Here is a 20,872-nt window from a genome sequence, read left to right on the forward strand (position 1 = left end):
AACTGTGTGACTGTAGTTCAGCCGGGTGATCTTACGACCTTGGCACCTCAGCGGTTTCCACCACCATCGTGCGCCCATTCAGTTTGCGTTGGGCTGGTTTGGGCAGAAACACGCTGCCATCGGCCATGCGCTGTGGACCATTTGCATTGGCCGTCGCAGGCGCAGCGCCGTGGTCATGGCCTTCKCCCGCGTACGTAGGCAGCGCAGCACCTGAAGGGGTMAAAGCAGTGGCCAGTGCCATCCAGTGGCKTTTTTTTGAAGTGTTGATTGTTTTCATGCTGAGGCTCCTTAGGCCGTACGAGCTTGTTGACGAAAGCGAACGATCGCGCCTAATGCCATCAGGGCAAATACCCCCCCGCCGATCCACAGGGCGATGCCTTTCCAAGAAGAACCACTGACAGGTTCATCTTCGTCCTCGTGCAAATCGAGTTCGCCAGTCAGCAGGTCGTTCAGTTCACCGGCCTGAATGGTTGCGGTGATGGCAATGACGCCAGGTTTGAGCGTGTCCTTGAGGATGACTTCGTATTCACCTACGCCGTGTTTTTCAGCTTTGTATTTGCTGCCTTCGATGTCAATGTCAATTTGAGCGTCATTAACCGGACTGTTGTCTGTAAAACGGTCCAGGAAAATCGTCAGCTGCTTGCCATTGACGATGCCAACCATTTCCAGATCCTCTGAAACCGCGACGAAACGCGGCAGTGCTGTTCCCTGGGTTTTTGGCGCAGCTTCCGCGTGATCGTGACCCGCACCGGCAATGGCCATAGGACTGAGTAATGTGAATATCAGCGCCATAAAGGTGGCGACTGTTGAATGAATGATCTTCATGGTGTTCCTTGAATTTTTGAGGGGTGTCAGCATCACTGAGGCAGCAGGCCCAAGGACTGCCGCAATGCCGAAATGGCGGAGGCCAGGTCAATTCGGCTTCGAGCGGCTTGTCTCGCGGCCTCTGCAGCCTCTGCTTCAATGCGCAAGCGGGTGGGCAGATCCGACTCGCCCAGCCTGAACGACTTGTCAAAAAAGCTGCGGGACTCGTTGGCCAGCTGGGCTCGTCGCTGCGCAGCATCAAGTTGAGTGCGTGCGGCCTCCAGACGAGCAGCAGCGCCTTGTTTGTCGGCTTGAATGCGCGCCTGCTCGAGGACCAGTTGTGACTGCACTTCTATCGCTTCGGCTTGTGCAGTCGCAAGACGGGCGTCATGCCTAGGGCCTGCACCCAAGGGCACGCGAATGCCAATCAGCACAGTCTGGCCATAGCGTTCTCCAAATGCCCCACGGCCGCGCGTGGTGGCCACCGTGAGTTCCGGGTTGGATCGCCTCTGGGCGCTGATCAGCTGAGCCGTCCGCTCGGCCATCGTGATGCGATCCTCCAGTTCAGCCAACAAGGGATGCCCCACTGACGCACCCGTATGTGGGGTCGAATCTGGCGTTGGCTCCACCGCCGCGTTGACTTTCAAGTCTGCCGGTGCCGTCCTGCCTGTTAGCGCCATCACTTGTGCCAAGGCTGCGGCAGATGCAGCTTGAGCTTGGGCGGCATGCGCTTGGGCCGCAGCGACAGCGCCTTCGGCTTGATGCTGGTCGGACTTTGCCAGATCACCCGCGTTGGTCCGTTTGGCTACATCAGCGGCGATACGTTGTGCATTGGCCAGTTGTTCGCTCGCCAGTTCAGCATCGACGCGAGCTCGCAACCAGCCCCACCAAGCATCCCTGACGGAAGAAGCGAGCCGCAGTTGTGAGGCGAGCAGCTTGCGCTCAACCAACGAGATTTCAGCTTGCGCCAGATCGGCACTGGCTGTGCGTTGTCCGGGTAGCCAAATGGGAACGGCGATACCCACCTCAGCTTCCCGCGCACCGCTGTTGCCTGTCATCCGGTCTGATCGCTGACTTATCTCCAGCGAGGGCGGCTCGGGGGACAGCATCGACGCGGCTTTGGCCTGGGCCAGGGCGGCATCGCGACGCGATTGAAGCGCGTGCGCCTCGGGTTGCCTTTGCCACGCCGTTTCGAAAACATCTTTCAAGGACACCGAGCCACTCAACGCGGCGGCGGATGTGCCTTGTGCTTGGGCCGTCAGCACCAAGCCACTCAGGGTCATGACCGACAGCGCGATTCGAATCGGTGCCGATCTTTTTTTGTACAAACTCATAGCTCATCTCCAATGGTGAAAACATCCAAGGAGATCAGCGAGCAGCGACAACACGTCGCTAGGCGATGACGCACAACGCGCAAAGCGTCATGTGCATCCGCACACAGGGGATTCGAAAAGAGGGAAAGGTAAAGAAACCCGAGGCTCGCCGATCAGGCAAGCACGGGCCATTGAGGCCGTTCAGGACGTTCACTAGACATATGCGAAGCAATGACCTGAAGGTGAAGTGGGTGATCGTCAGAGGCCGCTAATGTGGATTTGCTCAGATCGCTGACCAGGGCAGCGGCACAACCCATATGACAAGTGGCACAGTCATGGTCCATGCCCGCCGATTGAGGTGCATTTTTGCTGGAATCTTGCTGGTCAATTGCCGCATGGTCATGTGTGTGGTGACCAGGGTGCTTGGCAGTCGCACTGGTTTCGTGCTCGCAATAGCTTGCCATTGCTGCCCAGCTGTATTGCAAGGGCAACAGAACCAGCAAGAAAATTGCCAAGAACTTTTTCATAAGTTGATAGTTTAGTCGCTTCAGGCTTGCTTGATCACGGGACGAGGCGTTGGCCTCAGTAATCCTGAGGAAATGGAAGAGGTTTACAGCTGCCAAGGAGCCATCACTTGACTGCCTTGAGAAGCCGAAGCCCGTTGAAAACCACCAACAAGCTTGCGCCCATGTCGGCAAAGACCGCCATCCACATAGACGCGTCATCAAAGATGGCCATGAGCAGGAATACCGCCTTGATGCCCAGAGCCAGGGTGATGTTCTGCCACAAAATGACATGGGTACGTTTGGAGAGGCGAATCGTCTCGGGCAAGCGGCGCAGGTCGTCGTTCATGACGACGACGTCGGCCGCTTCCATGGCCGTGTGAGTGCCCGCAGCGCCCATCGCAAAGCCAATGTTCGCCTTTGCAAGTGCCGGGGCATCATTGATGCCGTCACCGGTCATGGCCGTCACACCGTATCTTCCTTGTAACTCTTCAATCGCCTTGAGCTTGTCCTCAGGCAGCAGGTTGCCTCGGATTTCTGAAATGCCTGCCAAGTGTCCGACGGTGCGCGCCGTTGCGGCGTTATCACCGGTCAACATGATGGGAACGACCCCCAGCGCCTTCATCTCGGAAATGGCCTCGATCGATGACGGTTTGATCGTGTCCGCTACAGCGAAGAGCGCGATTACCCGGTCCCGATTGGCCAAAATGGTCACAGTTCGTCCTGCCTCTTCATGAACTGCGAGGCGTGCTTCCAATGTCGCAGAACACTGGCCGCGCTCTTCGATCCAACGGTGATTGGCCAGGATGTAGGGGTGGCCATCGATCACCCCCTGGACGCCACGACCTGCGACAGCTTCAAATGCTCCGACTTCTTGGGCTTGTACCGCTAGGCCTCGAGCAATCGCTTTCGAGACGGGGTGGTCTGAACGCGCAGCCAGGCTCTTTGCGAGCAGTTCTACCCGTTGCTCTGGCTCGTCAGGCGCGATGGGCTCGAACGCCACTAATTTGGGCTTCCCTTCGGTGATGGTGCCGGTTTTGTCCAAAGCGACGGCTTTGATCTTTCGGGCTTCCTCCAGGTAAACGCCTCCCTTGATCAAGATACCCCGCCGTGCCCCTGCGGCCAGACCACTCACCACCGTGACGGGTGTGGAGATGACCAAGGCGCAAGGGCATGCAATCACAAGCAGGACCAAAGCCTTGTAGACCGCTTCGAGCCACGTGATCCCGGCCACCCAGGGCATCAGGACGGCAACCAGCACCGCAAGGGCAAAGACCGCAGGTGTGTAGACGGCGGCGAACTGGTCAACAAAACGCTGCGTTGGTGCGCGAGAGGCCTGCGCTTCCTCGACGGCTTTGATGATCCGGCTGAGCGTGCTGTCTGAGGCGGGCGATGTGACCCGGATTTCCAAAGCAGAGGCCTGGTTGATGGTTCCGGCAAACACCTCATCACCAGGTCCTTTGTCCACGGGCAGGCTCTCGCCTGTCAAAGGCGATTGATCCACCGCGCTCTGACCCGCCAGCACGGTGCCATCAAGCGGAACACGCTCACCCGGAGAGATACGTACCACCGAGTTCAATGCAACAGACTTGACGTCAATCCGAAGCCAGCCGCCGTCCTCCTGGCGTACCTCGGCTTGCTCTGGTGATAAGGCAAGAAGGCTTTTGATGGCATCTCGCGCACGGTCGACCGCCCGCGCCTCGATGGCCTCCGCAATGGCATAGAGCGCCATCACCATGGCGGCCTCAGGCCACTGGCCGATCAAGAAGGCGCCTGTGACGGCTACTGCCATGAGGGCGTTGATGTTCAATCTTCCTTGCCGCAGCGCAGCCAGGCCTTTTCCGTAGACGCCGAAGCCTGAAAGGAAGATGGCACCCAAAGCGATGGCCATGCCCAGGGCTTTGATCCAGGTCGTCGCAGGGAAGGCGTACGCGATCGCCTCTGCTGCCAATGCCAAGCCGAGCGCCGCCAGAAGCTTTCCCCACATGTCCCAAAACGTCGCAGACGCATTAGTTGTACCGGAAGGTTTTTTGTCGGCTTCATCGATGGGCTCAGGCTTAAACCCTGCCTTTCGAATCGCCTGTAGTGCGTTTGGCAATGCAGCTTGACTCGCAGAAATGGTCAGTACGCGTGCCCCCAGATCGAATCGCAAGGCTTCAATTTCCGGGATGCCATCCACAGCGCGCCGGATCTCGGACTCCTCTGAGGCGCAGTCCATGTTGGAGATACGGAACCTTTTCTGTGACTGGTCTGTGTTCATATGCGCCACGTCCTGCTCAGATTGCACCAAGGGTACGCAGAAAGCGGCTGAACATCCGTTCTCAGTCGGGCGGACCTGTGGCTTTGCGCCTTCGCAAGATGTACTTGTACTCATGATTTCTTCCTCGTTACAGCGATTAGAAACCCTGTAGCCACTTTAGAGTCAAGCGCCTAAAATATGGTCAACCGCTGATGGAGGACACCATGAGGATTGGAGAGCTCGCCAAGGCCACCGATACACAGGTGGAGACGATTCGCTACTACGAGCGTGAAGCCTTGTTGCCACAGCCGGGGCGAACAGAAGGCAACTACCGCGTCTATGGACCGGAGCACGTTGAACGACTTTCGTTCATTCGGTACTGCCGAAGCTTGGACATGGCCCTGGATGAGATTCGAGCGCTGTTGCGCATGAAAGATTCCCCCCCACAGGACTGTTCTGACATCAACGCCTTGGTTGATGAGCACATCAAACATGTGGCGGTTCGAATCAGAGAGCTGAAGGTCTTGCAAAGGCAACTTGTTGAGTTGCGAACCGGTTGTGCCGGAAACGGCTCTGTCAGTGAGTGCGGTGTGCTTTCCGGAATTGCTCAGGCCTCTAAGGAAGTGGGGCCGGTGGGCAAGCGAGGCGCGCGCCATGTGCATGGGGCGCACTGATTTGCGTCAAAGGGGTACGAGTCCCTTTGAGCGCCCGTAAACACTGTTCCGAGATCCGCAAGCAAGGCGCTGTTTTCAAAGCATTCTCTAAATTGAGGATCTGTTCCTAGCGCGGTTGAAAGGCAATGATGCTCATACCCAGCAGGGCCACGGCAACACCCGCGACATCCCAATTCGATGGTCGGATGCCGTCGACGGCCCATAGCCAAAGAATAGCTGCAAAGATATAGACACTCCCGTAAGCAGCGTAGACGCGTCCGGTGGCAGCTTCGTGCAGTGTCAGTAGCCACGCGAAGGCCGCCAGACTGACTCCGGCGGGTATCAGCAACCATGGAGATCCGTTTTGCTTGAGCCAGAGCCAGGGCAGGTAGCACCCCACGATTTCAGCGATTGCGGTTGCGAAATAGAGCGTGATGGTCTTCATTTGATCTCCTGTGCCTGATTTTCCATACAAGTTCATACCCCAGTTGAGCTTCAAGTGTTGGGGCGCGCATCTCTCATAAGGTCTGTCACCTCAGCCTCTTGTGTGATGCGGAAATAACCCAACACGGTGGAGACGCTGTGGTGCCCCGTCATGGCCATGGTCTGAGCGAGGGGAACGTTTTGCAAGCCTGCCTCTGTCACGAACCCTGAGCGCAGGGAGTGGGCGGCATAGTTGCCGTCAATGCCTGCCAACAAGCATCGCTTTTTAACGATATCTTTGACAGCGGCAGGGGAGAGCGCTTCACCGATGTGACCGCCTTTGCGCACTCTTCGGAAAATCGCCCCGCTGGTGATGTGGCTGACGGTGAGCCATGCCGAGAGGGCTTGCGCTGCGAGCCCGAAAATGGGTTTGTGGTTTTCAGCGCGTTCTGCGCCGGCTTGGTTCGTTTTGGAGAACGCCAAGTTGTAGAGATAGGCATCGGGGCCGGTGCGTTTTAAAAACTGCATGTCTGCGCTGGCCACCTCGGATCTCCTGCGCCCGCCACTGGACCAGGCGAACAAGATCAGTGCTCTATCGCGGATGCCGATGACTGAGTCATCGCACGTTTGCAAGATGGCTTGAAGAGGCTCTTTGGTGAGGGCGTCTTTTTTGCGGGGGAGGGCACCCCGCTTGGCGTAGGCCTTGCGGGTGCGGGAGAGAAGCTCGCGCACTTTGGGGTCGTGGCAAGGGTTTTTGAACTCGCCAATTTGGTGGGCTTTGGACAGGACCGCAATTCGGTGAATCAGGGTGTTGTGTGCGAGTGCGCCGAGTTTGCCTTTGAAGCCGGATTTCACCAGGGCTTGATCGATCTCGATGGGCAGCTCGTGCGCCAGGCCTTTGTCGGTGGTTCGATCCGCGTGGTCGACGACAAACTGGAGCACACAGGCGGTGGGCACGGGCAGCTGTATTTGTCGGCCGTAGCGTGCACCAAACCATGCGGCCCAGTAGCGTAAGGCACTGCGGTAGCTGATGAGGGTGTTTTTTGATTCACCTTCGCGCAGCAGATCTTCGACGGCGCGTTGGGTGACTTCGCTCAGAGCCTCTGGCTCCAGGGCGGGTGTATTTTTGAGCGTGGGCAGGCGCAAGTTCATGGGCGGCTTATTTCTTTGAAGAAATCTTACATAGCATGTAAGATTATTTATCTTTTTATCCTTTAAATCACGATAAATATCTCTTATCGTCGGTAAATTTACAGCAAGGAGCAGGGCGATGCAAGTTAAAAGTCCAAGGGGTGTTCAGCAAACCGATGTCAACGGCGCAGCCGACGAATTGCTCAGTGAGCAACTCAAACCGACCATTGAACGTGTTCGCATGAAATTGGGCCGTGGATCGCCCAACACCGTGGGCCCGATGCTGGAGGTCTGGTTTTCTTCATTGGGAGAGCGTTTGAGAGGACCAACGGGTGAATCCGATAAAACAAGCGAATTGCCAGCTACTGTGCAAGTAGCCATGAAAACCCTCTGGAAAAGCGCTTTGCAGGAGGCTCACAGTACTTTTGAAGCATCAAAAGCAGATTTCGCGAACACAGCAAGTCAGCAAGAACAGCAAATGACGACGGTGCTTGCTGAAATTGAAGCTGAGCGTGGAGCGTTCACGCAGAAGGCATCAGAATTAAAGCAAGCCCTTGATGCGCTTGAACTGAAGCATGCCGAAACACAAGGTCAAGCGCATAAGCTTCAAATGCTTGTGAACAAGAAGGATGAGGAACTCACATCATCGCGTCTGGCGCTTCAACAGCAAGTTGCCGAAGGCAATGAGGAGCGTCGCCGTCACGATGCGCAACTGCGGTCTCACAGCGCTGAAATCCAAGCGCTTCAGGCACAGTTTGTGTCTTCAGAACGAAGACTGATGGCGGAGATTGATCGCGAGCGCCAACAAGTAAAAAAATTACAGGCAGAGGTGGAGATTGAAAAAAAGAAGCAGATACGACATCAAAGTGAGGCTCTGGAAGTGGCAGGAAATTTGACCAAGCAACTGCACGAGCTGAGGATGCAAAACACGCAGCTATCAGAGCGCGCATCAGGTTATCTTGCACGCATCAACGACATGCAACCCAAAAAACTCAAATCTGCAGCAAAGAACAAAGCCGTACGAAGCGTAATCGGATAGAAGTTAGCACATCAACGTTTTGGTCTTGCCAAATCACCAGTCCTTGATAGCGTCAACTTTACTTGGAATATGTGAGTAGCTATAACTTTACTTGGAAAGTAGCGTCAACTTTACTTGTGTGACCGACTTTGCCCCCCGTACCCTTGCTTTCGTCAATTTTATAGTAGAGAATCCCCATTCTCTACTATATAAAAAATCTGCTTAAAACGAGATTCTGAAATGTTTCTTGGCCTAAGTTCCTGATCGCAAACAGGTTTTTGACACCCCATGCATTGGCACTCACTAAGTTTTGAACGGATTTCACAAAGTTTTGAACTGTTCGCAGTTTGGGATCCCACGCCTTCTTCTGTCAACAATCCGATCAACGCAAGTGACCAGGCACATTGGACCCAAGCCCAACAAGGGCGATTGAACTCCAGCTGCAAAACTTGCCCACCATGCTCAATAAAGCACAACACACCCCAAAAATCGACCCTCCAAAACGGCGCTGAAGGTGTTTGTTTTACCGGGGCAATGGGCTTGCCGCCCGCGCAGAGAAAGAGGGGCTTAAAAGCCGTTTTAAAGGGTTTTGCATCTCTAACGTGCCCAACTTGGGCTTTTTTCGCCTCTCCCATAGCTAGGCATCTCGTGAGCAGTCTCAGCAATCCCGCTGCGATGCATTTACTCAGGTGTTCCCGTGAAAAAAGTCCGCATCCCATGCCAATCCAAAACGATGGTCTATTTTGGTCAGGGAACAGAAAAAGACACGCCCATCTTTGTGCTCTGCCAAGCACTTTGTGTTTGGAGTCCAGCGCCCTCCTCCATTCACCGCACACCATTTGCCGATCAAGGGTGCAGCCATCGGACCACCCATTTGACGCAGCGCGCCTTGCCTATGTCTGCTTCAGCTCAGGGCGAGTTGTTCGCCCAGATATGAGCCCCCTCCCCCATCCACTCCCCCGGCGTTCGCGCTGGGGTTTTCGTTGCCGCCACCTAAGTGGGTTTGCACCATGAATTTCGACTCCATCCTTCGCCCCAAGATCACCATTGCACATTTGGCGTTGGCTAAGGGCTGGGCCAACGGTCTGGATTTGGCAGATCTGGGGCCTCGTTATTTCCCAGCAATTGGCATCGATGGCCACGCGATGGATTTGCGGCAAACCAAGACTACCCTCCTCTTGGTGATGCAAGAGCTCGCACTTGCGGCGACCAGGGCTGGCATTGACGGTGGCGCGTCGCTGGTTCGTTCGGCTCGCCAAATCCGCCCTAACTCCAAAGCGGGTGACGCCGCCCTCCCTTCCTCTGATCCAGCCAAGCCAAGTTTTGAAGCCTTCTTAGACACGCTTGACCATGCCGACAGCTTTAGCGAAGAGGAGCTTCTTGCGGCTTATGAAGATCGCTATCCAGGAGAAAAAAAGACCGAGGACCGAGCCCAAGCGCGACGCTCCCGACTCGTTCGGCGCCAACTTGATTTAATTGGTCGCCTGCAACTTTTGCTTTCCGTGCCCATCCAACTCACCGATTCTGTTGATGGGTGGTTCGATGAAAACATCGCTTCACGACTGCTCACGGCCGGAATCAAGAGCATCGAAGATCTCGCCTCTGCCATCGCTCAAGCACCACAAGAGTGGCATGACGAGGTGGCTGGAATCGGAGAAAACAAAGCCCGTCGTATCGAGTCCTTTCTTCAAACGCAGGGGCTGAATCTGGATGCCATCAAAGCCAAAGTGGCTGTGCGCCGACAGGCCGCCGCAGCACAATCCTCCTTCCAGACGCTTGATCTCAACCAACTGTCTAATCCCGCAAACGGTAGGGGTACGACAGTCGTACCCCCTGCGATACAAATCGAATCGCCGACAAATTCCCCTGCGACCCTGATGGGGTACGACGGTCGTACCCCCTCGCCATTAAGAACAAAAGACTCTCCAAACAAACTTGATTCTGACGGGGGTACGACCGTCGTACCCCCTGCTTTTTCGCCCTCCCCTTACTCTGCCGCAGACACAACAATGGGTGTTTCTTTTGGGGGGTACGACAGTCGTACCCCCCTGCCCTACCCTGCCTCTTCATTGCCCGCTGCTCAGAGCCTGGATGGTTCACTGGGCAGGTTTCGCCCCAACAACGCCCCACCTGTTATCGATGCGAAAAACGACTATGAGGCCATGAAGGCATGGCTAAAGAACAAGAAAAGTCCAGCGACAGTGCGCGTCTATGAGCGGGAAATCATGCGGCTGATCGCCTGGAGCGTGGGGGTGCGTGGGCGTGCCTTGACGTCCCTTATGCACGAAGACGCTCTGGCTTTCAGGGATTTCCTCTCCTCCATCCCGGCCGTCCTGCAGACCAAAAAGGGCCCTGCTTCCATCAAGGATCGCAACCCGTTAAAGGAGGGGGTAATCCGTGTTCCGGGCTTCACTCAGACAAGTCTGAGCCCTGCCAGCATCACCAAAACACTGGTCATCATCTCGGGGTTTTTCACTTGGTTGCAGGCCATGCGTTACACCACGGCCAATCCCTTTCAAGGGGTCCGCGCCGAAGCTCTGGGCAACGAAATCGGTCGAGGTTCAACAGACTCTTCCGACAAATCCAGCCTCCAAGCACTTGCATTGCGAACGCCCGTTTCTGATGGTCGAACACTTCCTCAGGAGGTTATTGAAGCCATCGATGATTACTTTGACACGCCGCCCAGGGACGAGGAAAGGGGGTTCCATGCACGTGTTCGCTTCATTTTCTACTTCGCCTACTTCACAGGTTTGAGGATCTCGGAAATCGCCGAAGCTCGGCGCGCCGCAATGGGGTTTCTTCAACCCGATCCCGTATCTGGAAGACAGGGGGGGTGGTACATCAGCATCGTGGGTAAAGGCAACAAATATCGTCGCGTGTCAGTCAATGACGCGGCCATTTTGGAGCTCGAGCGGTATCTGGCCCACAGAGGGCTGGTCACCCTGCCCTGCCCATCTTTGGATGTGAACCCAGGCACATTCCTTGTTGGTGGACTGATCACCGGCAGCGCACAGGCTTCGTCAAAAAGTCTCAAAGTCAAGACATTGGGGGATGGCGTGAGACCGCAGACAATCCACCTCGCACTCAAGCGACTGTTCAGGACCGTCCTGGCGCAATCGCAGTTTCGCGACCCCGGCACTTCGGACAAAGTACGCAAAGCCTCCGCACACTGGCTGCGCCACACCAGCGCCACACATGCATTGGCCAATGGCGTGCCCATTGAAGTGGTCTCGGGCAACCTTGGCCATGCAAGCTTGGATACGACCAGCATCTACATCGACTCAGAACTCAGGAGAAGCATCGAGGAAACTCGACAAGGCTGGGCCAAAGCACTCGCAGCCAAAGAAGCACGCAAACAAGGGCGGTGAAACGGTTGGTAAAAAGGGGACACTTGCACTCGGCCAGTCCTGTTAGATCCAAATTCAAGTCATTGCAACAGGGGTACGACGGTCGTACCCCTCCCCTTGAAAAAACCCAAGCAACATCGACACAACAAAAAAAAGGGGGTACGACCGTCGTACCCCCTGCTCTACTGGATAGAAAAATTCAGCCGAGAAAAGCCTTAATCAGTTTTTCAAGTTGCTCAGCTTTAGACGGGTCGATGTTTTTGACATTGACCGAAATGCTCCGACTCGAAGGGTTCACAGAAATAGCTGCTGAACTGCCCGAGGATCCTGTGATGTTGACGCGATGCGCCGCGTCCTCGCTTGAAGCGGTGTGAGTACCGACCAAACGCTCAAAGACCTCCTTGGAGCTGTAACCCAGTTTTTCACCTTTGATCGAGCGCGCAATTTCATTGGTCTCTTCGGGACGCTCTTTGACAGCTTGATCCAACAAATCAGCCCAGCGGTACTGCAGGTCGAGCGGCGAAGGAAAGGCCTCGATGACATAGTCTGGCAAACGCGCCAAGACAAGCGCTTTGCCCATGGTGCCCAAATGAGCGCCTGTGGCTTCGGACATTTTCTTCGCTGAAGGGAAGATCTTCTCCTTGAGCGCCCTGTTGTACATAACACCCAACTCGTAAGGACGCATGTCCTTTCGTTGGCGGTTCTCACGGTCCATGTCGATGAATAACTCAACATCATCGACATCGGCAATCATCGACAGCACCGGGATATCCAGGTCCAGACAAGCCTGATGCCTGCGGTGACCAAAGACAACCTCATAACGATCTTTCTGACCAGGCAGAGGCCTGACCTTGATCGGCTGCACGTTACCACCACAAGACTGGATGTCCTCTTTCAGCGCAATGAACTCTTCATCTTGGTAAGAGAGCTCATGACGGTTGGCCCATTTGCTGCGCTGGATCAGCTTGGGGTCGAGGGGACGAACAGGAGATGCCCCGGACCACTTTTCGAGCTCGTTTCGAAGCAAAGAGTTTTGAAGTGCCTGCCCAGGCGCTGTGGCAAAAGTGGGCGGGCGACTCTTGGGCGACTGGTCCAAGTTCTCGAAGTCAATGAGCGCAGCCTTGTTTCGGGGTGTTTGCTTCATTTCTTGCTTCCTTTGGCGACTTCAGCTTTGTGGGCCCAGGTGCTGACGATTTGCTCTTCCATCAACTCCACGAATCTTTCATATGCGTCATAAGCTCGCTTCCAAGTCTTTGAGCCCGATAGTGACTCGCTCACGTCATATACGGTTCCAAATTGGGAGCTGGCAGTCGAAGCAATCGAAGTTTTAGGGATCTCGATGGGCAAGACGCCATCACCGTAGCCGTTCATGATCCAACGACGCACCTCCGCTGACATGCTCTCTTGATTGTCAACACGCGTCATCAACACATTGATGAAGTCATAAGACTTTTCAACGCCACGCGCTTTGCGTATGGGCTCAGCAAAGTCAAGGTACAAGCGCCAGAACTGTGCAGAGGAAGCAAAGTCGAGCAGGGAAGGGGGGATGGGGACAACCAGAATATTGGCAGCCATCAGCGCATTGATCGCTGAATAGCTCAGCGAAGGCGGGGTGTCGATGACGATCACATCATACTGATTGCGAAGGTTGTCCAAGCCACCGTCGAGTACCGACCAAAACTCGAACTTAGGGTTCTGCATTTGCTGGCCAGGTAAGCTGAATTCGGCGTCAAAAACCATGGGGAATGATTTAACGATGTCGATGCCGTCCCAATACGTCGGCCGGACAGCGTAGTCCAGGGTTTCTTCTTCACCTTGGTAGAGAGGAAGGATTGTCTCGGAGACATCCACGGAGGAGGGCTTGATGCCGAAAAGCTCTGTCAAACTGCCTTGAGGGTCGGTGTCAATGACCAGTACTTTGTGACCCCGCAAACTCAAGCCCTGTGCGAGAGTTGCTGTGGTGGTGGTTTTGGCAACGCCACCTTTGAAGTTGGCGACACAAATGACGGTACCAGCAACAAGATCAGCCGGTCGAAGCATCTTTTGTCTGCTTGCAACAACCCATTTGCGCGCCTCTTCAAGGCTCCACACTCGTTTAGCACCTGTGGCCGTTAGAGTACCTGGTGGTAAATCGCCTTTTTTGATCCTGTACTGCAGCTTGGACTTTTCTATGCCGGTGAGCAATGCCAGCTCATTGCTGTTGAAACTGGGTGCAGTCTTTGACTCTGTCGGAGCAAGCATGCCTTCGCGTACACGGCCGAGTGCAGCGCTCACGCGCGACTCCATCTCAATGATGTCATCCAGAGAAATTGGCTTCTTGTTTGCTGAATTCATGGAGGGGATGTGGTTGGTCGCCATTTGAGTTTCCTTGTTTTATATGCATTCTAGCGACTTGACTTAAATCCGCAAAATTTAGCGAAAGACAGGTTTTTTATTGACTAAAAGAACATACTCAAAACGTCCCTGATTTACCAAGATGGATGTAAAAGCTTTGAGCACACGGAATGAAGTCTATTTACATCCCCCTTTTGAGCATCAAACTCACTTTTCTGGGTTCTTTACAACCCTCCAAAACCCTTTAAGACATTTAAGCTTGTGGATAACTGGACAAATTCCTTATACTTCAATCACTTACAAAACTCAACTGTCTCCTTTTTACTGCCCAACCGTCCCCCTTTTATCCAGCAAGTGTCCCTCTTTTATCACCCAGGTGACCCCCATTTACCATCCAACTGTCCCTCTTTTACCAAGCATCAAAAGCCTGCAAATCGAACCGCCTGTGGATAACTTTCTGACATCAAGACAACGACTTGCGTTGAACCAAAAAAGGGCAGGGGAGGGTGTTGGTGGTTCAAGTGTCCCTCTTTTATCCATCAAGTGTCCCAGATCTAGGTCGCATAGAGACGCATAATAGACCGTGAAAAACGAAAAGCACCGAAATGACCATAAGCCTCACCACTGCTAAACGTCTCCTGATTTGGACGTCAGTGGACACTTGGTCTTCTGTGCGGTCAGAAAAATCGCAATAGCAAGAGAACACGTATGGAAGTAAGGCTTTTCGGTGACGGATCAAATACGCTGCGCAAGCCAGTGGAAGCGCTGGTCATGGTCCCGCGTACGCACAAGCTCACGCCTCTGGCGCGAAAGATGTACACGGTCTTTCTTTATGTGACCCAGCAAACTCTCAAGCAGATGGGTTCGATTCCGCCGGGTAACTACTTATTCGAGGCGCCATTGGTGGATGTATTGAGGGCAGCAGGAGCGGAGGGCCAAAACACGATGGCCAAAACCTACCTGGCAGAAATGCGCAAGATAGAAGTCTCTTGGGATGCCCCAGATGTGGAATACGGCCCAGTTCACATTGGCTTCAACATGATCTCAGAGACGCGCATCATCAAAAGAGACGGCATGGTGATCTTGCAATGGGCGCTGCCCCCCTCATTGCTGGAAGTGCTGTCCGATCCCAAGCGCTGGGCGTCGATCAATTTGCTCTACCTAGGGCAACTGAAGCTGTATGCCTCAATTGTGCTCTATGAAATCTGCTCGCGCTACAGAAACAACCCTTCCCATCTCACTAGCCGCATGCCGGTGGAGTGGTGGATTGAGCTTCTAACAGCAAGCCCGTCGGTCATGGATGCTGAAACAGGCAAGCCTAAACTGATTGAGTGGCGCAAATATAAAAACAAATATCTCAATGCTGCCATTGATGAGATCAACGAAAAGTCGGATCTGCACATTCAGTTGATTGAGGAAAAGCTCGGGGGCAAGGCAATCAAAGAGGCTCAATTCTTTGTCAAGGTCAAGGCAGCTGAGCGCAAGGCACCTCAAATCGCAATCCAAGTCAAAGCCATCAGTGAACAAGTTTTAGCTATGGCTAAGCTATCGCAGATCAACGACCTGAAAGAGTTGCAGGCGCTGGTTGAAAAATACAAAGAGCCAGCAGTTTTTCAGGCCCTTGAGCGATTGCGCGAGCGCATGTCACAGGACTTTTCGCCTGAAGTAGAGTCGCCAATTGGATACCTGCGGCACATCTTACGGGGAATGAGTCCACCTGCAGAAGAGTTGGTTGAATCCCGAGAGCCATTTCCTGCTCGGTCAATACTCAATGAATCTAAACCGACCGCGCCACCAAGTTCGATGAACCTCCAAAGCGAAACCTTGTTTGACGAAACAAACTTGGCAGAGACATGGCTGGCCAAACGCCAAGCGGACATCTTGGATGAGCTTAAATCCATGAAGCCTGATGAGATACAAACTTGGCTCAATGCATATGGAGAGACACTCAGAAAAAAAGGACTTTTAACACCAACAACGCGTGATCGCATCAACAGTCCCACTTGGTTTGCAGCGGCGCGGGTCAGGCTGGAGATGATTCAGTTCTATGGGCTGGCCAAATATGGTGAAGCTTGGAACAGACCACCCATCAATCAGTAAAGAACGGTTGTATAAATTTCAATTTTTTCAGGTCTTGACGACTTTTTCAAAGTTTTTGGGTATTCAGAGCAATGTGTCACAACGTGACCAGTGGAGTCGGTCGAATGAAGCGGAAATTTTGACGCTGGCTCTATAAAAATCAACAACTTGTATCATTTGATGTCGATTTCTGGTTGCCATGATTTATCCGGCGGCCAGACAGCGTTTCACGGCATCTGTTCAGTGCGAAGACAAATGAGCGGCTTAAACAAGTCGTTGACAGGAAATTGCAGGATTGGAACCAACTACATCTGCAAACCTGTAGGTACTCAGACCCTGCGTAGCTAAAAAACTGACTTTTTCCGCGTTGCCAGAAATCTACTCCGGCATTTACCGCGCAACCTTCCAGCCCCGATAATCACCCCATGAAAAATCTACGCCCAGAAACGCTGGGCATCGTGCAGCGGGTTGAAGCCCTCAGCGGGTGTCCCGTCGAATTCCAGCCTGACAGTTCGCTCAGCATCCAAGCCACCCTTCAAAAAGCCCGCCACGGTGCCGCAGCCCATGTGATGCGTTACCGGCCGGGCAGTGGGCCGCTGGACTATTGGGTCGCGTACCAGTGCGGCTTTGCCTTGCGGTTTTTTGCTTTGCCTCCGGATCAGCGTTTTGATTTCGTGGACACGGGCGATGGCCCCGAGCAGGCCGCCACCTTGTTGACCAGCGGGCAGTCTCTGCCGGATGCCGACCTGGAGCGCGTGCCCATGTTCGCGCACCAGATCGAGCAATGGGCTTTGATGACGCTGCTGTCGTACCCGGTGGGCATGCGGGTGGACCAGTGGCTGCATGACGAGTTCCCGTCTTTGCGCGATGTTCAGCGCGAGGGCATGCACCAGATCCAGCAAGAAAACTTGCGCCTTTTGTCAATGGCCATGGGCCGCTTGACGGTGCCCGTACCTTTGCTGGGCATGCCCGCCGCTTATGCCTTGTTGGCCGACCAGCTGCTGGGCACTGGCGTTTATGCGATCCCCTACCGGGCCGCTGGCGTCATGGGCGTGGGCGAGGCTTTGCGCGATGCGGGCGCTGCGGTGCCCCAAGGCCCCGAGCACGACCGCGCCCTCATCGATGCCTGGGCGCAAGCGCTGGGCATGTCGTCTTGGTACGCGTGGCGTCCTTACAAAATCCTCTCATGATTTCCGAATTCAAGATTCCCCTGCACCGCTTCGACCTGAACTTGCTGCCCGCCCATGCGCGGCAGATTGGCTCCGAGGCTTTCAAGATGGCGGTCACGGTGCACTTTGCGGCCGAGTACGCGGCCAGCGGTCAAAACGCCATCGTCACGGTCGATGACACCGAAATCGGCGTGATGACTTACCCGCGTGATGCCGATGCGCTGGACATGATCATGCCCATGCTCAAGGCGGGCAAGCTGGCCGAGGCCGTGCCCTATCTGGAAGCGATCAACAAGGACGAGCCCGGCAATGCCGCCGTGCTCTACAACCTGGGGCTTTGCTACAGCGAGTTGGGCCAGTTCGATGAAGCGATCATTCGCCTCAAACGAGCCGTGCAGCTGGACCCAACGCACGCGCATTCGTGGATTGGCATTGGCAACGCGTACCACCGCATGCGCAAGCCCGAGCAGGCCTTGGAGGCCTTCACCGAAGCGCTGCGCCTCAATCCCAAAGACGCCTACACGCAGCGCAACATGGGCGGCATGTTGTTGGCCCTCAAGCGCCCGGCCGAGGGCGTGACTTACCTGCGCAATGCGCTGGCCCTGATGCCCGATGACCCGCAAAGCATTTACGGCCTGGCGCTGGGCTTGTCCGATCTGGACACGGTCGATGCCGACCGCGAGGCCGATGGCCTGTTCAACCGGATCATCAAGGAGCACCCGACATCGCCCGTGGTGGAGCAGGCCGAAAAAGCCCGCACGCGCCTGGCGCACAAGGGTCTGCAAGAGGGCGCAGTCGGTGGCCTGCGGCTGGACGTGGTGGCCTACATCACCGATGCGCTGCGCACCTTCGACAAAGTCGGCCCCAAGGACATGCAGCGCATCGCCCTCGAAATCGCTTTGAAGGGTCAGTCTGGGCTGGACATCAACAACCCGGCCAAGCAATACACGCTCAAGAGTTTGCCGGGCGAGTTCTCCGGCCTGCAGCTGCTGGCCATCATGTACGCGGCCTTCCAGAAGGTGGACCCAACTGCGGATCTGGGGGCGGATTTTTCTGGGGAATATGCGGTGGCTTTGAAGGCTTACAAGGGGCGTTGAAAGCTACGATGCCGGTTCAGATTTGGCCGCTGCGTAAGCCATTTTCTGTTTGTGGTTTCACGAAACGTATCGACAAACGCCATTGACGCCGACCATCGCCATTAAACATCCGCCAATCAGAAAAATGGAAACCAACAACCATCCACAGCGATTGACTGACGACAAAACATCTGCTTCCTTCAAAGAGAAATGGGGCACGGACGCGATGAGTCAATACTGGGAGTCCGTCGAAGATACGAGGTATTTCCCCATATATGACGAGAGCTTTCTTCATGACATCAAAACAGAGTATGAAGCCCTGGCCCACGGTGTTGACCTCAACAAAATTGGTGAAAATGACTTTTTCATCAATCCCAAAAAAGCCTGGAAGTACCAGATTTGATGAGGTTGTCGTTTCCGAAAACTGAGCATGTCTATGACAAATAAAAAAGACTTTCCTCTCTTGACCTCTCAAGAAAAAGCTTGGTTTATTGAGACAGATGCTTACGAGTACGAAGAGAGTGATTTCGAAACTGCCAATTTGGCAGATTGGCCAGATGAGCTGGCTTTTTTTGAACTGATGGAGCGGGAGGATCCTGACTTTGATGAAAAATTTGCTGGATGGTTCGCTTTCGTCTTAGAAAACGAACTCTGGTTGCTTCTTGAACAAAGTTGCGATCAAGGCCAACTGCTGTCGCCAGAGATGAGGTTCTCTAGGTTGACAACTTGTCCCAAAGATATGCAGATGTCTTTTGACAACCTGTTGCGGGCCTGTCCTGGTCATGTACTCCACAAGGTCGCAAGAGTTTTCTTTTATGTGGTGAGGATTGATCGAGTGAACAGGGGACGACAACCAGATTGGCGCCCTGCTGATGGGCCCTTTGAATACCCAGAAAAGATAGATTGGCTGATCAAATACCAGCCACGAAGGTATTCAAATTGAGTTTACCTTGCTGCTCGAGGCCCGAACTGTCGAGATTTTGAGAGTAAAGCACGCGGCGCAACAAATGCCTTAAGGAGTGCGGCCCGCACGTTTGCACAGATCGCCATGAGGCGCGTCGAAGCCAAATGTGCAGCGCCTGCGCAAGCCTCCCAATCCCCTCCAGCCGCAAGTCATTGCTCCTAGTCACTGCGGGCGGGCAATGACGCAGCCGTCGTTGTTGGACAGAATGACCACCGGACGGCCTTGCAGACAAGGCTGAAAGACGCGTGGTCGCCTGCATGACCGATGCGCTGCGCACCTTCGATAAAGTCGGCCCCAAGGACATGAAGCGCATCGCCCTCGAAATCGCGTTGAAGGGCCAGTCAGGCCTGCAGATCAACGACCCTGCCAAGCAATACACGCTCAAGAGCTTGCCTGGCAAGTTCTCCGGCCTGCAGCTGCTGGCCATCATGTACGCGGCCTTCCAGCGGGTGGCCCGTCTGCGGATTTGGGAGCGGATTTTTGGAAGGAATATGAGATGGCGAAAAAGGCTGTCAAAACGCGTTGAATTTGGTAGGATGACTGCGCTGCAAGTAACCTTGTCTACGCTCTCCCTGTAACCAAGCTGCAGCAATTCACGCACCAGATCGGGTGCGTTTTTTTTAGGGCTGCAGCAGCTCTGGTATTCCGCGGACATCTGCCCACACTAACGCCAGTTGTTCGAAATGCCCCGCAAGTGCTTTGGCTGCTTCGCGGTCCAGACCCAGGATCAACACGCTGGGCTCACCGGGCCAACCGTTGCTAGGGTGCTGGCCTATCCCGTCAATGAATGCCAGACCCCGTTTTTTGAGGCTGGTTTTCAGCACTTGCTGTCGGGCTTCGTTTTCGCGGTCACTGAGCTTTCGAGCGAAAGGGTTCCAGGCCGTGATGTACGCTGCGTTCAAAGCATTACGGTCTGCCATCAACTTTTTCAGTTCAGGGCAGGGCTTGCCAATGTTCATCGTGAACGGGGGTTCGTGGCGAACGATGTAGTCGGTTTCTGTAAAGGCTTGCACGAGTTCTGGGGGCAAATTACCTTCGTTCATGTTGAACTTTCAACTTCTTTGTAAAGAGCACTGATCACCGCCTGCATGTCTTTGGGCAGGTAATCCCAGGCCTGTGCCGCGATGTCGTTCGGAATGCCGTGAAGCGCTTCAGCGATGCCGCCCGCAATGGCAGCGATGGTGTCGCTGTCGCCGCCCAGTGACACAGCATTGCGAATCGCGTCTTCAAAGCTGGTCGAGTGCAGCGCGCAGCTGATGGCTTGGGGCACAGAGTCGATGGCTTTTTCGGTGCGTTTGTAGCTGGGACGGATGACGTCTGGCGTCAGGTGCAGGGGGTAGCCGTAACGTGCGGTCAGTTGCTGGCCGATGTCTTGAGCGCTGGTTTTACGTCTCGCCCAAAAGATGGCCAGGGCCACGGCTTGCGCGCTGTGCATCGCGTCGGGGTGGTTGTGGGTGATGGCGCTCACGGTGTCCGACCAGCTCAGGACTTCAGCTTCGGTGCTGGCCAGCAGGCCCACGGGGGCAATGCGCATGGCCGCACCGTTACCCCAGCTGCCGTAGGGTTGGGGGTCGTCGTCCAGGAACCAAAAAGCGAACTGTTTCCCCCAGCCGCCGTTTTCTGCGTAGCGCTTGCACCAGTCGATCAGAGTAGCTTGCGGGTCTGCCCCTCGCACCAGTGCATCGGCCACGGCCACAGTGCAAACCGTGTCGTCCGTGAAGCGGGCCTTGGGGTGAAACAGCGGGGCAAAGTCTTTGCCTTTGAAGTGGCTGAACTCATAAGCCGAGCCAACGATATCGCCAATAAGGGTGCCAAGCAT

20 protein-coding genes are annotated in these 20,872 nt (G+C 54.8%); 9 read left to right on the forward strand and 11 right to left on the reverse strand.

Annotated elements, in window-relative coordinates:
- Positions 1-31: 31 nt before the first annotated feature.
- The 5 genes from AMM33_RS18195 to AMM33_RS18215 all read right to left on the reverse strand — a co-directional run bounded on the left by AMM33_RS18195 (position 32) and on the right by AMM33_RS18215 (position 4,880).
- Positions 32-277 carry a hypothetical protein gene (locus AMM33_RS18195; RefSeq protein ID WP_369802475.1) on the reverse strand — a complete coding sequence of 82 codons (246 nt, stop codon included), beginning with the start codon at positions 275-277 and terminating at the stop codon, positions 32-34.
- Between the two features lie 11 nt (positions 278-288).
- Positions 289-825 (reverse strand): hypothetical protein, encoded by a 537-nt coding sequence (locus AMM33_RS18200; protein ID WP_228768232.1) that lies wholly within the window; start codon positions 823-825, stop codon positions 289-291.
- Positions 826-857: 32 nt separating this feature from the next.
- A complete protein-coding gene (locus AMM33_RS18205; RefSeq protein WP_053176214.1) occupies positions 858-2,138 on the reverse strand; it encodes a TolC family protein in 1,281 nt (426 codons plus the stop codon).
- Between the two features lie 152 nt (positions 2,139-2,290).
- Complete coding sequence (gene czcI / locus AMM33_RS18210; protein ID WP_053176215.1) at positions 2,291-2,644, reverse strand: cation efflux protein, CzcI family; 354 nt, start codon at positions 2,642-2,644, stop codon at positions 2,291-2,293.
- Positions 2,645-2,747: 103 nt separating this feature from the next.
- On the reverse strand, positions 2,748-4,880 hold the full coding sequence (locus AMM33_RS18215; protein WP_228768233.1) for a heavy metal translocating P-type ATPase: 2,133 nt from the start codon (positions 4,878-4,880) through the stop codon (positions 2,748-2,750).
- Between the two features lie 203 nt (positions 4,881-5,083).
- Here AMM33_RS18215 and cadR point away from each other — a divergent pair, with 203 nt between their 5' ends.
- On the forward strand, positions 5,084-5,533 hold the full coding sequence (gene cadR, locus AMM33_RS18220) for a Cd(II)/Pb(II)-responsive transcriptional regulator (protein WP_053176982.1): 450 nt from the start codon (positions 5,084-5,086) through the stop codon (positions 5,531-5,533).
- Between the two features lie 106 nt (positions 5,534-5,639).
- Here cadR and AMM33_RS18225 read toward each other — a convergent pair whose 3' ends face one another.
- On the reverse strand, positions 5,640-5,957 hold the full coding sequence (locus AMM33_RS18225; RefSeq protein ID WP_090142702.1) for a YnfA family protein: 318 nt from the start codon (positions 5,955-5,957) through the stop codon (positions 5,640-5,642).
- Between the two features lie 50 nt (positions 5,958-6,007).
- Positions 6,008-7,081 (reverse strand): site-specific integrase, encoded by a 1,074-nt coding sequence (locus AMM33_RS18230; protein WP_228768235.1) that lies wholly within the window; start codon positions 7,079-7,081, stop codon positions 6,008-6,010.
- 124 nt (positions 7,082-7,205) lie between these two features.
- Between AMM33_RS18230 and AMM33_RS18235 the strand changes: the two genes are divergently transcribed.
- Both AMM33_RS18235 and AMM33_RS18240 read left to right on the forward strand, forming a co-directional pair.
- Entirely contained in the window at positions 7,206-8,105 is a 900-nt protein-coding gene (locus AMM33_RS18235; RefSeq protein ID WP_090142688.1) for a DNA-binding protein, read from the forward strand.
- Between the two features lie 989 nt (positions 8,106-9,094).
- Positions 9,095-11,452, forward strand: coding sequence for a phage integrase family protein (locus AMM33_RS18240; RefSeq protein WP_090142689.1), 2,358 nt, complete (start codon positions 9,095-9,097; stop codon positions 11,450-11,452).
- A 178-nt stretch (positions 11,453-11,630) separates the two neighbouring features.
- Here the strand turns inward: AMM33_RS18240 and AMM33_RS18245 are convergent, their stop codons facing one another.
- Both AMM33_RS18245 and AMM33_RS18250 read right to left on the reverse strand, forming a co-directional pair.
- Positions 11,631-12,575, reverse strand: a complete 945-nt coding sequence (locus AMM33_RS18245) for a ParB/RepB/Spo0J family partition protein (protein WP_090142690.1) — start codon at positions 12,573-12,575, stop codon at positions 11,631-11,633.
- Positions 12,572-13,789 carry a ParA family protein gene (locus tag AMM33_RS18250; protein WP_228768234.1) on the reverse strand — a complete coding sequence of 406 codons (1,218 nt, stop codon included), beginning with the start codon at positions 13,787-13,789 and terminating at the stop codon, positions 12,572-12,574. Before AMM33_RS18250 ends, AMM33_RS18245 begins: the two co-directional genes overlap by 4 nt.
- 684 nt (positions 13,790-14,473) lie before the next feature.
- Here AMM33_RS18250 and AMM33_RS18255 point away from each other — a divergent pair.
- The 6 genes from AMM33_RS18255 to AMM33_RS18280 all read left to right on the forward strand — a co-directional run bounded on the left by AMM33_RS18255 (position 14,474) and on the right by AMM33_RS18280 (position 19,631).
- Positions 14,474-15,865 carry a replication initiation protein gene (locus AMM33_RS18255; protein WP_090142691.1) on the forward strand — a complete coding sequence of 464 codons (1,392 nt, stop codon included), beginning with the start codon at positions 14,474-14,476 and terminating at the stop codon, positions 15,863-15,865.
- A gap of 404 nt (positions 15,866-16,269) precedes the next feature.
- The gene (locus AMM33_RS18260; protein ID WP_090142692.1) at positions 16,270-17,034 is read left to right on the forward strand and encodes a hypothetical protein; all 765 of its coding nucleotides are present in this window, start codon (positions 16,270-16,272) and stop codon (positions 17,032-17,034) included.
- Positions 17,031-18,110 (forward strand): tetratricopeptide repeat protein, encoded by a 1,080-nt coding sequence (locus tag AMM33_RS18265; protein WP_090142693.1) that lies wholly within the window; start codon positions 17,031-17,033, stop codon positions 18,108-18,110. Before AMM33_RS18260 ends, AMM33_RS18265 begins: the two co-directional genes overlap by 4 nt.
- A 124-nt stretch (positions 18,111-18,234) precedes the next feature.
- Positions 18,235-18,492, forward strand: coding sequence for a hypothetical protein (locus AMM33_RS18270; protein WP_090142694.1), 258 nt, complete (start codon positions 18,235-18,237; stop codon positions 18,490-18,492).
- Positions 18,493-18,525: 33 nt separating this feature from the next.
- On the forward strand, positions 18,526-19,032 hold the full coding sequence (locus AMM33_RS18275) for a hypothetical protein (RefSeq protein WP_194945552.1): 507 nt from the start codon (positions 18,526-18,528) through the stop codon (positions 19,030-19,032).
- Positions 19,033-19,310: 278 nt separating this feature from the next.
- The gene (locus AMM33_RS18280) at positions 19,311-19,631 is read left to right on the forward strand and encodes a hypothetical protein (RefSeq protein WP_090142696.1); all 321 of its coding nucleotides are present in this window, start codon (positions 19,311-19,313) and stop codon (positions 19,629-19,631) included.
- Positions 19,632-19,673: 42 nt separating this feature from the next.
- On the opposite strand, the gene AMM33_RS18285 is transcribed toward AMM33_RS18280, so the two are convergent.
- Positions 19,674-20,096, reverse strand: coding sequence for a DUF3293 domain-containing protein (locus tag AMM33_RS18285; protein ID WP_090142697.1), 423 nt, complete (start codon positions 20,094-20,096; stop codon positions 19,674-19,676).
- Positions 20,093-20,872 carry an ADP-ribosylglycohydrolase family protein gene (locus tag AMM33_RS18290; RefSeq protein ID WP_090142698.1) on the reverse strand — a complete coding sequence of 260 codons (780 nt, stop codon included), beginning with the start codon at positions 20,870-20,872 and terminating at the stop codon, positions 20,093-20,095. Before AMM33_RS18290 ends, AMM33_RS18285 begins: the two co-directional genes overlap by 4 nt.

Origin of the sequence: Limnohabitans sp. DM1, assembly GCF_001269385.1 — a bacterium.
Taxonomy (GTDB): domain Bacteria; phylum Pseudomonadota; class Gammaproteobacteria; order Burkholderiales; family Burkholderiaceae_C; genus Limnohabitans_A.

What these genes read in the sequence shown, in the direction of transcription:
- AMM33_RS18260 (WP_090142692.1), top strand. Translation starts at nt 16,270, where the DNA reads ATGAAAAATCTACGCCCAGAAACGCTGGGCATCGTGCAGCGGGTTGAA.
- cadR (WP_053176982.1), top strand. Translation starts at nt 5,084, where the DNA reads ATGAGGATTGGAGAGCTCGCCAAGGCCACCGATACACAGGTGGAGACG.
- AMM33_RS18265 (WP_090142693.1), top strand. Translation starts at nt 17,031, where the DNA reads ATGATTTCCGAATTCAAGATTCCCCTGCACCGCTTCGACCTGAACTTG.
- AMM33_RS18240 (WP_090142689.1), top strand. Translation starts at nt 9,095, where the DNA reads ATGAATTTCGACTCCATCCTTCGCCCCAAGATCACCATTGCACATTTG.
- AMM33_RS18225 (WP_090142702.1), bottom strand. Translation starts at nt 5,957, where the DNA reads ATGAAGACCATCACGCTCTATTTCGCAACCGCAATCGCTGAAATCGTG.
- AMM33_RS18245 (WP_090142690.1), bottom strand. Translation starts at nt 12,575, where the DNA reads ATGAAGCAAACACCCCGAAACAAGGCTGCGCTCATTGACTTCGAGAAC.
- czcI (WP_053176215.1), bottom strand. Translation starts at nt 2,644, where the DNA reads ATGAAAAAGTTCTTGGCAATTTTCTTGCTGGTTCTGTTGCCCTTGCAA.
- AMM33_RS18250 (WP_228768234.1), bottom strand. Translation starts at nt 13,789, where the DNA reads ATGGCGACCAACCACATCCCCTCCATGAATTCAGCAAACAAGAAGCCA.
- AMM33_RS18205 (WP_053176214.1), bottom strand. Translation starts at nt 2,138, where the DNA reads ATGAGTTTGTACAAAAAAAGATCGGCACCGATTCGAATCGCGCTGTCG.
- AMM33_RS18275 (WP_194945552.1), top strand. Translation starts at nt 18,526, where the DNA reads ATGACAAATAAAAAAGACTTTCCTCTCTTGACCTCTCAAGAAAAAGCT.
- AMM33_RS18285 (WP_090142697.1), bottom strand. Translation starts at nt 20,096, where the DNA reads ATGAACGAAGGTAATTTGCCCCCAGAACTCGTGCAAGCCTTTACAGAA.
- AMM33_RS18255 (WP_090142691.1), top strand. Translation starts at nt 14,474, where the DNA reads ATGGAAGTAAGGCTTTTCGGTGACGGATCAAATACGCTGCGCAAGCCA.
- AMM33_RS18200 (WP_228768232.1), bottom strand. Translation starts at nt 825, where the DNA reads ATGAAGATCATTCATTCAACAGTCGCCACCTTTATGGCGCTGATATTC.
- AMM33_RS18270 (WP_090142694.1), top strand. Translation starts at nt 18,235, where the DNA reads ATGGAAACCAACAACCATCCACAGCGATTGACTGACGACAAAACATCT.
- AMM33_RS18215 (WP_228768233.1), bottom strand. Translation starts at nt 4,880, where the DNA reads ATGAACACAGACCAGTCACAGAAAAGGTTCCGTATCTCCAACATGGAC.
- AMM33_RS18235 (WP_090142688.1), top strand. Translation starts at nt 7,206, where the DNA reads ATGCAAGTTAAAAGTCCAAGGGGTGTTCAGCAAACCGATGTCAACGGC.
- AMM33_RS18280 (WP_090142696.1), top strand. Translation starts at nt 19,311, where the DNA reads ATGACCGATGCGCTGCGCACCTTCGATAAAGTCGGCCCCAAGGACATG.
- AMM33_RS18290 (WP_090142698.1), bottom strand. Translation starts at nt 20,872, where the DNA reads ATGCTTGGCACCCTTATTGGCGATATCGTTGGCTCGGCTTATGAGTTC.